Source organism: Curtobacterium sp. 'Ferrero', from assembly GCF_002412165.1.
Classification (GTDB): domain Bacteria; phylum Actinomycetota; class Actinomycetes; order Actinomycetales; family Microbacteriaceae; genus Curtobacterium.
In genome coordinates this window covers 1-10,856 of record NZ_NXIA01000039.1, presented here as the reverse complement: position 1 = coordinate 10,856, position 10,856 = coordinate 1, and the positions used below count along the sequence as shown (strand labels likewise).

12 protein-coding genes are annotated in these 10,856 nt (G+C 69.0%); 1 reads left to right on the top strand and 11 read right to left on the bottom strand.

Annotation, left to right across the window (positions count from 1 at the left end; genetic code table 11):
• The 3 genes from Csp2054_RS17355 to Csp2054_RS17345 form a co-directional block, all read right to left on the bottom strand.
• On the bottom strand, positions 1–703 hold a 703-nt coding region (locus Csp2054_RS17355), incomplete at its 3' end, for a putative T7SS-secreted protein (RefSeq protein WP_217990958.1).
• Positions 704–783: 80 nt separating this feature from the next.
• Entirely contained in the window at positions 784–1,107 is a 324-nt protein-coding gene (locus tag Csp2054_RS17350) for a hypothetical protein (RefSeq protein WP_141399320.1), read from the bottom strand.
• Positions 1,108–1,186: 79 nt separating this feature from the next.
• A complete protein-coding gene (locus tag Csp2054_RS17345) occupies positions 1,187–1,483 on the bottom strand; it encodes a WXG100 family type VII secretion target (protein WP_096900806.1) in 297 nt (98 codons plus the stop codon).
• A 108-nt stretch (positions 1,484–1,591) separates the two neighbouring features.
• Here Csp2054_RS17345 and Csp2054_RS17340 point away from each other — a divergent pair, with 108 nt between their 5' ends.
• The gene (locus Csp2054_RS17340; protein ID WP_096900805.1) at positions 1,592–6,013 is read left to right on the top strand and encodes an FtsK/SpoIIIE domain-containing protein; all 4,422 of its coding nucleotides are present in this window, start codon (positions 1,592–1,594) and stop codon (positions 6,011–6,013) included.
• Between the two features lie 21 nt (positions 6,014–6,034).
• Here Csp2054_RS17340 and Csp2054_RS17335 read toward each other — a convergent pair whose 3' ends face one another.
• From Csp2054_RS17335 to Csp2054_RS18335, 8 genes are all read right to left on the bottom strand, one after another.
• Positions 6,035–6,580 carry an RNA 2'-phosphotransferase gene (locus Csp2054_RS17335; protein WP_096900804.1) on the bottom strand — a complete coding sequence of 182 codons (546 nt, stop codon included), beginning with the start codon at positions 6,578–6,580 and terminating at the stop codon, positions 6,035–6,037.
• Positions 6,581–6,583: 3 nt separating this feature from the next.
• The gene (locus Csp2054_RS17330; protein ID WP_096900803.1) at positions 6,584–7,006 is read right to left on the bottom strand and encodes a hypothetical protein; all 423 of its coding nucleotides are present in this window, start codon (positions 7,004–7,006) and stop codon (positions 6,584–6,586) included.
• 128 nt (positions 7,007–7,134) lie between these two features.
• Positions 7,135–7,593 carry a hypothetical protein gene (locus Csp2054_RS17325; RefSeq protein WP_141399319.1) on the bottom strand — a complete coding sequence of 153 codons (459 nt, stop codon included), beginning with the start codon at positions 7,591–7,593 and terminating at the stop codon, positions 7,135–7,137.
• Positions 7,586–8,098, bottom strand: a complete 513-nt coding sequence (locus tag Csp2054_RS17320; protein WP_096900801.1) for a hypothetical protein — start codon at positions 8,096–8,098, stop codon at positions 7,586–7,588. Before Csp2054_RS17320 ends, Csp2054_RS17325 begins: the two co-directional genes overlap by 8 nt.
• 179 nt (positions 8,099–8,277) lie before the next feature.
• Positions 8,278–8,607, bottom strand: coding sequence for a YrhB domain-containing protein (locus Csp2054_RS17315; RefSeq protein ID WP_096900800.1), 330 nt, complete (start codon positions 8,605–8,607; stop codon positions 8,278–8,280).
• 47 nt (positions 8,608–8,654) lie between these two features.
• Positions 8,655–8,906: a toxin glutamine deamidase domain-containing protein gene (locus Csp2054_RS18730; protein WP_096900799.1), complete on the bottom strand. Its 252-nt coding sequence runs from the start codon at positions 8,904–8,906 to the stop codon at positions 8,655–8,657.
• Between the two features lie 193 nt (positions 8,907–9,099).
• The gene (locus Csp2054_RS17305) at positions 9,100–9,630 is read right to left on the bottom strand and encodes a hypothetical protein (protein WP_176491774.1); all 531 of its coding nucleotides are present in this window, start codon (positions 9,628–9,630) and stop codon (positions 9,100–9,102) included.
• A 74-nt stretch (positions 9,631–9,704) separates the two neighbouring features.
• Positions 9,705–10,856, bottom strand: a 1,152-nt coding sequence (locus Csp2054_RS18335; RefSeq protein ID WP_217990957.1) for a hypothetical protein, incomplete at its 5' end; no start/stop codon positions are given.

Genomic DNA, 10,856 nt, shown 5'->3' with positions numbered 1-10,856 from the left:
CGATGATCCCGCCGACGGCGACGACGACCTTCGCGACCGACACGATCGTCTCCCACGTTTCGGAGCCGAACACCTTGTCCCAGAACGACTGCTTCCCCAGCCCCGCGTCGGCGGCGTCACCGATCGTCGTCGCGGTCCGCCGCTCTGCGTCTTCCCAGTCACCCTTCGCGTCGGCGACGAGGCGTTTCGCGGCATCGATCCGGGACTGCGCCGCGGCGATGTCCCCCTGCGCACTCGACACGGAGCCCTGTGCGACGGACGTGTTGTCGGTCGCTGCCCGCAACTGCGCCGGCGTGGGCACGTCCACCCCGTCGGGCACGTCGGAGCCGGCCGGGTACCGGTCCGCGACCTGCGACAACGACCGGGCGGCGCTCTGGTAGTGGGTCAGGGTCGCTTGCGCGTCCGACAGCCGGTCCTGCGCGGCGGTGAGGTCACCGGCGGCGTCCTTCGCGTCCGCCAACGCACCATCGGCACGGTACTGGGTGTCATCGACCACGTCTGCCCACCCCGACAACGCCGACGCGGCCAACGCGTAACTGTCGACGAGTTTGGACAGGTCCGACGGGGTGTCCTGGATCGCGTCGACGAACACGTCCGCCGCCTCGCCCTCCCAGTCGGTCAACCACCCCGACCCCTTCACCGAGTTCAACCGGGTCGACGCGTCGGAGGCGGCGTCGGAGATGCGCTGGTACTCCCGACTCATCATCCGGATCGTCGCCGGGTCCCCCTTGACCGGGTCACCACCCTGATCGACCACATCCCACCCAGACGGCCGCACCATGGCTACTGCGCCCGGGCGGCCGAGGAGCCGCCGTTCTCGTCGTTCACCTGCAAGGCGTGCGCGAGCTGCTCGTCGGTCTCGGTGTACGTCTCGATCGACGAGTTCAGCATGTCGGCCAACGCCTTCGTCGACTCGCTGATCTTGTCGCGCTTGTCACCCCAACGGTGGTCGAAGCCGTGCAGAGCGCTCTGCACGGTCCCCGAGCCGATCGCGTCGTCGGACGCGTCGACACGCTTGTGTGCCCGTTCGAGCGTGCTGTGCACGGTCGACAGGTCGTTCTGGAGCTCCCCGAGCCCCATCAGGTCGACGAGCAGTCTGTCTGCCACGGATCAATCCCTCCCCGATCTCGAACCCAGAACGACCCCGTGCCCTGCGCGGACGCAGGGCACGGGGTCGCTGCTGTTGTCAGCCCTTGAGGCCGGAAGCCAGCGACTCGTCGGTGTCGGAGAGCGTCTGCGACGCCTTCGAGAGGAAGGTGGAGAGGCCGTCGAGGCCCTGGACGGTCTGGGTGACGCCGCGGTTGAACTCGTCGTAGGACTCACCGAACGCGACCGAGGACTTGTCGGTGACGTAGCCGTCCGAGATGAGCTGCTGGATCTTCCGCTGCAGCGCGGACAGACGGTCCTCGATGTCGGCCTGGCCGGCCTTGAGGTCGGAGGCTGCCGCCTCGAGGTCTGCGTACGAGACGTTGATGTTCGCCACGGTGTGACTCCCTTTCCCCGGAGTGTCGAAATGTCCCCCCAACGGGGCGCGTGTTGCAGGGGACATTACCATCGTCCTGCGACGTGTAGTCAACGCTACGGGGGATCCATGCCATTCACGTTCACGATGCTGGACCGCGAGAGCGGGCAGACGGCGAACGTCTACGTCGACGGCGCCGACGCGCGTCCGGTCAGCGAGGTCGTCTCCGAGGCGGAGCGCCTCATCGCGAGCGACGTCACCGCGACCGGCCGCACGCCCATGTACTTCGTCGGTGAGCGCCCCCTCGACCTCTCGGTGTCGGTCGCCGCGTCCGGCATCCGTGACGGAGCCGTCGTGAGCCGGACCACCGAGCAGGTCCCGCCGCCGTCGCTCCGTCCCGTCGCAGCAGGCGAGGTCCGGGTCGTCTCCGGAGAGCACGCCGGCACCATCGTGCGCGTGGGCACGGGCACCGTGACCATCGGCAGTGCGCCGGGGGCCCACGTCCGTGTGCCGGTCGGTGCGAGCGAGGCCGGTTCGGAGGACGCGACCGGGTCCGGGACGGCGGTCCCTGCGGTCGCGTTGCTCGTCACCGTCGGCGCGGACGGCGCGCGGATCCGACCGGTGAACGGGTACACCGGAGCGGTGCTCGACGGCGAGACCGTCACGGACGAGGTCGCGTGGCCGGAGGACGCCCAGCTCGCGGTCGGCGGGCTCCTGCTCGGGTTCGGGCACGCGCAGGGTCAGGGTGCGCACCTGTCCCTGTCGGAGGACGGCATGTCGCTGGAGTACAACCGCCCGCCGCGGATCCTCCCGCCCGAGGAGCACACCCGGTACCAGCTGCCGCCGCCGCCCACGGAGCCGCCCGCTCGCGCATTGCCCATCCTCATGGCGCTCGCGCCGATGGGGATGGCCGTCATGTTCGTCTCGACGACCGGTCGTTGGATCTACCTGCTCATCGCGCTGCTGTCACCGATCCTGATGATCATCACGGGCCTCCAGGGCCGTCGCCAGGGGAAGAAGACCTACCGTCAACGCGTCGCGGAGTACGAGGACACCAAGGCGAGGATCGAGGCGGACGCGACCGAGAGCCTCCGCGCCGAACGTGCCCAGTGGATCGCCAGTGCTCCGGATCCCGCCGCTGTCTACGAGACGGCGGTGACGCCGCTGCCGCGCCTCTGGGAACGACGCCGCACCGACCCGGACCACCTGCTCGTCCGCGTCGGGACGGCGACGCAGCGGTCCGAGGTGACCATCGAGGACCCCGAGCAGCTGTCCCACAAGCGGACGGTCGCCTGGGACGCGACGGACGTGCCGGTGCGCATCCGGCTCGCCGAGCGGGGCGTCATCGGGATCGCCGGACCGGACGACGATGCCCGACGGCTCGCGAACTGGGTGGTCGCGCAGCTCGCGACCCTGCAGAGCCCGAAGGACGTCACCTTCACCCTGCTCACGGACTCCACGCGCACCGCTCTGTGGGAGTGGATGTCGTGGCTGCCGCACGTCCGTCGGGACGGTGCGGACCAGCCGATGACGAGCATCGCGTCCGATGCGGCGTCGACGGCGCGGGCGATCGCCGAGCTCGCCGCCGTGATCGATGCTCGCAAGGAGGCGGGCATCGGTCCGAAGACCCCTCCCGCCGACGAGATCGTCGTCGTGATGGACGGTGCTCGGCGGCTCCGGGCGATGCCGTCGCTCGTGCAGGTGCTCAAGGAGGGACCCGCTGTGGGCGTCTTCAGCGTCTGCCTCGACCTGGACGAGCGTCTCCTGCCCGAGGAGTGCGACGCCGTCGTCGTGGTCCGGCAGGACCGCGTCCGCGTCACGCAGCAGCGCTCCGAGCGCATCGACGACGCACGCCCCGACCTCGTCGACCAGGACTGGCTCGAGTGGGTCGCACGGTCGCTGTCGCCCGTCGTCGACGCCAGCCCCGACGTGCAGGACGGCGCGGTGCCGTCGTCCTCCCGGCTGCTCGACGTCCTCCAGCTGGAACCGCCGACGTCGGAGGCCGTGCAGGCGCGGTGGCTGCTCGGCGGCCGGAGCACCACGGCCGTCGTCGGTGAGTCCATCGACGGGGCCTTCGCGATCGACCTCAGGAACGACGGCCCACACGGTCTCGTCGCGGGGACCACGGGATCCGGCAAGTCCGAGCTCCTGCAGACGATCGTGGCCTCGCTCGCCGTCGCGAACCGCCCGGACGAGATGAACTTCGTCCTCGTCGACTACAAGGGCGGCGCGGCCTTCAAGGACTGCGTCGACCTGCCGCACACCGTCGGCATGGTGACGGACCTTGACACGCACCAGGTCGAGCGCGCGCTGGAGTCGCTCGGCGCCGAGCTGCGCACCCGCGAACACGCGCTCGCCGAGGTCGGTGCGAAGGACCTGGAGGACTACCAGGACCTGCAGGCGAAGCGCGCTGCCAGCGGTTCTGATCCCGTCCCGAGCCTCCCACGCCTGCTCATCGTCATCGATGAGTTCGCCTCGCTCGCGCGGGAGTTGCCGGACTTCGTCAAGGGTCTGGTCAACATCGCCCAGCGGGGCCGGTCGCTCGGCATCCACCTGATCCTCGCGACGCAGCGTCCCGGCGGCGTCGTCTCGCCGGAGATCCGCGCGAACACGAACCTGCGGATCGCCCTGCGGGTCACCGACCAGTCGGAGAGTCAGGACGTCATCGGCGCGAACGACGCGGCGCGCATCGCGAAGTCGACGCCGGGCCGCGCGTACGTCCGGCTGGGCGCCGCTTCGCTGCTGCCCTTCCAGTCGGGTCGCGTCGGCGGCCGTCGGCCCGGTGCGGACGGCCTGGAGGCGCGCCCCGCCCTGGTCCGTGAGCTCACGTTCGCCTCGTTCAGCGAGCCGGCCCCGCGGCCGGCCGCCGTCGAGGTCGCGGCGAGCGACGTGGAGGTCACGGACCTCAGCGTCCTCGTCGGCGCCGTCGGCGAGGCGACGAGGGCGCTGGGGACACCAGCCCAGCGGAAGCCCTGGCTGCCGCCGTTGGGCGACGTCGTCGGGCTCGACGACGTCGAGGCCGTCGGTACGTCGGACCTGCCTCCGCTGGCGGTGGCCTGGGGCATCGAGGACCACCCCGCCGACCAGCGCCAACGTCCCACCGTGTTCGACCTCGACGAAGACGGGCACCTGTTCGTCATCGGATCGCCGCGTTCCGGACGCAGCCAGACGCTCCGGACGTTGGCCGGCGCGATCGCGCTGCGGCTCGGAGTCGGCGACGTCCACATGTACGGCATCGACTGCGGCAACGGTGCGCTGCTCGCGCTCGCCGGGCTGCCGCACTGCGGGGCCGTCGTGCAGCGGCACGAGCCGGATCGGGTGTCCCGGCTGCTCGGCATCCTGCTGCGCACGGTGCAGGAACGGCAGTCGGTGTTCGCCGCCGGCGGCTACTCGTCCATCGCCGAGCAGCGTTCCGACGACCAGACCACGCCGCTGCCCCACGTCGTGGTGTTCCTCGACCAGTGGGAGAGCTTCATGGCGACCCTGGCCGACGCGGAGAACGGGGCCCTGCACGACGCCGTCCAGACCCTGCTGCGCGAAGGCGTCGGGGTCGGCGTGCACCTGGTCGTGTCCGGTGACCGGACCCTGACCTCGGGTCGCATGTCGAGCCAGGTCGAGCGGAAGCTGCTGCTCGCCCTCGCCGATCGCGGTGACTACAACTACGAGGGGATCAACGGCAAGAAGCTGCCCGAGCAGATCCCACCCGGTCGGGGTTTCCGCAACGCGACCGCCACCGAGACCCAGGTCGCCGTGCTGCCCGGCGGACTCGGCGGACGTGACCAGGCAGCGGCGCTCCGGGACATCGGTGCCGAAGTGCGTCGACACGTGCAGCCCGGCACCCCGAAACCGTTCCGGATCGACGTGCTGCCGCGGTCGATCACACTCGACGATGCGCTGCAGCACCTGCCCGACGAGCACACCGTCCCGGGCCGGGTGGCGCTCGGCGTCGGCGGGGACGAACTCATGCTCTTCGAGCACGACTTCGTGCAGGACACCCCCGTCTTCATCGTCGGGGGGAGTCCGCGGTCCGGCAAGAGCACGGCACTCCTCACGATGGCGCGGCACGTCTTGTCGACCGGCGGCGCCGTGGTCGCGGTGACGCCGCGCGACTCGGTGCTCCGGTCGCTCGACGGAACGCCGTGCGCGTCGGTGGTGACCGACACCACCATCGGTGCGGAGGGGCTGTCCGCGCTCGTCGATGCCACCTCGGACCGGTTCACGCTCGTGCTCGTCGACGACGCCGAGGCGCTCAAGGAGACCCCGGCCGAGCCGGTGTTCCGCTCGATCCTGGAATCCGACCGAGGACGGTCGGTCGGGCTCGTCCTCGCCGGCGACGTCGAGGGTGTGGCGAGCGGGTTCCGCGGGTGGCAGGTCGACGCGAAGAAGGCGCGACGAGGGATGCTGCTCGCGCCGCTCAGCACCGTCGACGGTGACCTGATCGGCACGAAGCTCTCGAAGAGCCTCGTGACACAGGACCGCGTGGTCGGTCGGGCGCTCCTGAACGACGCCGACCAGGTGCTGCGGCTCGTGCAGGTGCCGGCGCAGGCCTGACCGGCCCGCGCAGGACCGGGCTCAGGCGCCGACGGCCTCGATGAAGGTCGAGGGCACGACCCGGGCGAGGGTCACGCGGTCGTGGCCCTCGGCGAACTCGACCCCCGCAGCGTGCGCCGCGGCGGCGTCGATCCGGAGCAGCACCGGGTGCGGTGCCTTGCGACGGCCGGCCTGCAGCGCGAGCTCCTGGTCGGTCGTCAGGTGCGCGTACTGCCGGCCCATCGGCAGCAGGCCGTCGCGCAGGATCGCCGACGCTGCGTCCGGCGAGGTCGCGTGCCACAGCACCGGCTGCGGGGTGATCGACGGCTTGACGATCCGCTCCTCGGTGGAGTGCCCGTACTGCGCGCGGACCCGATCGCCCTCGACGACGAACCGCTGCTTGTCGGACTCCGCGACGACCCGGCGGACGTCGTCACTCGTCACCTCGACCCCGGCGGCCCCGAGCCCGCGCACCAGGTCATCGAGGGGCACGCTGCCGTCGGAGGCGAGCACGAGGCCGTACGCGTCGGGCTCGTGCCGGAGGGCGTGCGACATCGCCTTGCTGATCGTGGTGTCTCGTCGTGCCATCGGTCAGTCTTCTTCTGCTTCCTGTTCGGCGAGCCACGCCGCGTGCTGCTCCTCCATCTCCTCCCACCAGACGTCGAAGGTCGACCATGTGCCGCGGTACTCCCACCCCGGCGTCGTGAAGGTGTGGATGATGTGCACCGGCGGGTTCCCCGAGTGGTCCGTCGCCTCGAAGCAGAACACGTCGTCGGTGTCCTCGTGCTTCGCGAAGGGCACGAGGGTGCGAGCCGGGAACTGCGTCGCGACGATCTCCGCCCAGTTCGTGGCTTGGTCTTCGTACTCCGAGAGCCACATGAACGGCGTGATCTCCGGGAGCGGTTGCTGTGCCAGGGCTTGCTGGAACCGTTCGGGGTACCGGAATCCCTCCGGTGTGATCGCGAGCGCGTCGAGTTGTCTGCGCTCGACACCCGTGGTCTGACGTTGCCTCATTTCGAACCTCCTGTAAGCCTGGGGAGATCGTGCGTACCCATCGGGTGCGTGACGCTTGAGGTCTTCGATGGACGTGCTGTTCGGACCTGCCCGTTACTACGCCGATGATCGTCCTGCCATCTCGCTGCTCAGCAGGACTGTAGGCCGAATGCGGCAGCGAGTCGGCCGGCCAGTGATTGGCTTCGTCGCCAACGGTCCGCAGCATCGGCCTGCTCGGCGAGCGTCACGCCGTGATCCGCCGGCGCCAGCACGTCGACCAGCGCGGAGCCATCAGGAGACCGGCCGAGCCGAACCCGGTACCCCTGGCGCCCCTGACCCATCTGCCGGCTCATCGGGCTCACCACCACGTCGCGTTCGGCTCCAGCGACCTGGATCAACAGATCGGCTGCTTCCAGACGGGAGCGAAGCGCGCGCAGCGCCGTGTCGACGTCGGAGCCCTCGCCGCGGAAGTGCTGCCCGCCGGCATCGCACAGGAGAGCGAAGTGCGCGTCACCGTTCGGAGCGGACTCCTCCACCAGCACCAGCTGAGCAGCGAGTCGTGTTCCTCGGCGGACGAGGGTGACCAGACGGGGCGAAGTGTCAGGCATCGGCAATGTCGTTCAGGAATTCTGCGCTGAGCACACAGGCCGTCTGCTCTGCGGCGTTCAATTCGAGAGCGATGCCCTGCTTTGCAAGTCCGAACAGCGCGCTGCCGTCGAGGGGCGCTGCCGATGGATCGCCCGCAGCTTCGAGGTGCTTGCGAGAGGACCAAGCGCGGACTCGGGGGCCAGTTCCTTGATCGAACACCACGAGCTGACCGTCCGATTCCAGCCCGAACCAGGTCGTGCGAGTGATCGCGTCGCGGAATCCGGCGTCGTCGAGCGCAAATCGAGCGTGTTCGGACCAAGCCATCGTGAACGGATCTGCGTCGATGTCGAGCATCCGCGCCACAGGCGAGGCTGCGTAATCGGGGTTCACGACGAAATCCCCGACAATCTCGTCCCGGGCATTCATCGGCCATGCGCCGAGGATGGCGAACGGGGGTACCTCGCCCGCGGGGTCGAACCCAGGGTCGATCTCGTACCGCCAGTGGTCGGGTTGCGTGGTCTTCACATCGAACTCTCTACGGGACGTGCGCGGCGTTGGGATTAGGGATGAGTGTGCCGAGGGAGCCGTCGGATCGGATTGGGTGTGCTCCGAGCACATTCTCCGCGGGGATGCGGTCGATGATCGTCCGGTCGCTGTGCTTGCGCGACGAAAGCGCCCCGAGCGTTTCCGAGGGTCTTCGAGGCTCAGATCCATTCAGCATCTTCCAAGGGCTCCCAATTCGGCGCGCCCGGGTCGACGACGCGGAGGACCGTGTCACCTCGTGCCTCTAGCGCGGCGCGCCAGTCTTCACCTGAGCCGAACGTGAAGGGTTCGGCACCGTCCTTCGGGACGATGAGCGGGCCGTTTCCGACGATCGCGTCGTAGGGACTGCCGGTCTCGTAGTACGACGCGGAGTTCCAAAACACGACCCAGTGACTGGTCGTCTCTGCCCACACGCGGCGGTACTCGACTGTGCTGCTCCAGGAGAACATCCGCGCGAAGACCCGCTGAGCAGCTTCTGCGTTCTCGATCATCGGACGCCTTTCGTCGGGAGGAACAAGATCCTGGTTGCTGCTTCGAGTCACCCGAACGTGCCGCTCTGCCCGTCCAGGAAGACCACGCCGTTCCGGTCGTGAAGCACGTTCATGACATGCGCCGAGCCGTCAGCTCGGGAGAAGTACACGATTCCGCGCGCACCTTCGCCCTGCGCGGCGATGTGGTCGACCAGACGCGCCCAAGACCGGCAAGGTGCGGGTTGACCTCGAGCGCGATGCCGTTCGTGGCGATGTACACCAGCGCACCGCCGAGTCGAGCGCCGTCGCTCGAAGCCCAGAGCGTCGTGTGGATCAGCGCGGAGTCGTCCGGCACAGTCGCAAGAGCCCGGTCGCGGTCGAGGAACGCCAGCACGATCGACGTCTCATCTCGGTTGTGGATCAGCGCTGGATCACCGTCCTCCGCCCCCAGCACCCAGCACCCAGTGCCACGGTCGACTGCGTGCCCCCAGACAGCCAACTCGTCCACTTCACTCAGGTCCACGGTCCAGCGAGGGCTTGTTGTTCGGGCGAAGCCTTCCCACGCCAGCCCTCGACGGTTCGAGACCAGCGCTTCAGCGCTTTCGTGGTCCGCCGACTCGGCGGAGCGTCATCATCGGTCTCGAAGGAGACGATCTGGTCAAAGTACCCGGTATCGCCGTTGCGGGTGAGCGCCGCACCTGGGCCCAGCTGCGACACGGTGTCCGCCCCGCGAGGGAACGTGAAGCATCCCAGAAGGGCGGACGGTTCGTTCCGCACGTCGACGAGCCGACGGAGCGCTCGCGGCTTGATGGTGGTGGTGACCAGTGAGCCGTACGCGAGTAGACGCGGTGGAGCAACACCGCCGCGGGTGTCCACTCGTCCGTCGACGTGGGCGTTGAGCAGGAACTCGTGCCGTCCCCCCACCTGGATGTCCGTCGTGGGATCCAGCGCGTCGAGCAGCAGCGCGAGCAGCTTTGCCCGCGCGACCAGGTCCGCGAGCGTGGCTTCGGGAGACCACCCGGGCACGGTTGCGTAGTCGATCACGAGGCGACCATCGTCTGCGAAGGTGCGGTCGGCCACCGGTCCGACCAACAGGACGTCCGGCAGGTCAGGTCGGATCATCGCTCGCTCCCGACGAGTGGGTGCGTGTAGGCCACGACGCGCCACGGCGTGTGGAGAAGGTGCCGCATGGCGATGGACTCCTCGATCGAGCGCACTCCGGAGCCCATGGTGGAGGGACCGCCTGCAGGAAATGGCGACGGGCTGTCGGTCGTCATGCCTGAGTAGAAGTACTGCGTTTCTCCGCCGGCGCCGAACTGTGGGTTCGCTCGCGCAGCACCGACTGCGTACGGCTGGTCAGCGCCGATGTGTGCGATCGACACGTCCTCACGGTACGGGCTCGGGTAGCCAAAGTCCGCGCCGACCTGGACTGACTCGTGGAAAGCAGCCGCGTCACCGATTGGTGCGTTCGGTACCGCGTAGCTTGCTGACGGACTCTGCAGGCCCGGCGGCGTCGAGGCGAACGCGTCGACTTGGGCGTGAGAACCGGTGACGTTGGTCATCGCATCGACGCCGTAGTAGCCGTCGCCGCCCTGCCACAGCTGGCTCGCACGAGCCGGGTCTGTCTGAGCGACGCTCTTGACGTGATCGTTGTACGCGCTGCGGAGAGCGCGGTTGAAGGCATGGTCGCTGGTGGCGAGCGAGTCCGAGAAACGATCAAGGACCGGTTTGCCCTGCGATCCGACGAATCCGCTGCAGAGGCCCTTCGTCGCGTCGATGGTGCTGCGCACCATGATGGCCGGCGTGAGGTACCGCACCTGCAGAGCCATGCGTTCCAACCTCCGGGCCGGATTCGAGGCGAACTGCCTGACGGCCAGGGGGAATTCCTTGAGCGCCATCGTGCCGTACCGTCCGGCGCCGCTGAGCGTGCGCCCGGCGAGCGCACCCAGCGTTCCGGTCGAGCGTGCGAGGGAGAACGCCTTCCGTGCATCACCAGCAGCAGAGATCAGGCGCCCGGCGGTGGTGATCCCCTTGGCTCCCGGGATGCAGTCGAGCAGCGCGAATGCGAGGTCCCATCCGTCGGCTCTGCCCTTGGACATCTTGTACAGCGTGTTCGCGAGGACGAGGAGGGCCGCGCCGAGCACGATCCACGCGAGCGGTCCGCCGATGATCATGACGATGATCCCGCCGACGGCGACGACGACCTTCGCGACCGACACGATCGTCTCCCACGTTTCGGAGCCGAACACCTTGTCCCAGAACGACTGCTT

Coding starts and splice junctions, on each gene's coding strand:
- Csp2054_RS17335 (WP_096900804.1), bottom strand. CDS start 6,580: ATGGCACGACGAGACACCACGATCAGCAAGGCGATGTCGCACGCCCTC.
- Csp2054_RS17340 (WP_096900805.1), top strand. CDS start 1,592: ATGCCATTCACGTTCACGATGCTGGACCGCGAGAGCGGGCAGACGGCG.
- Csp2054_RS17325 (WP_141399319.1), bottom strand. CDS start 7,593: ATGCCTGACACTTCGCCCCGTCTGGTCACCCTCGTCCGCCGAGGAACA.
- Csp2054_RS17330 (WP_096900803.1), bottom strand. CDS start 7,006: ATGAGGCAACGTCAGACCACGGGTGTCGAGCGCAGACAACTCGACGCG.
- Csp2054_RS17315 (WP_096900800.1), bottom strand. CDS start 8,607: ATGATCGAGAACGCAGAAGCTGCTCAGCGGGTCTTCGCGCGGATGTTC.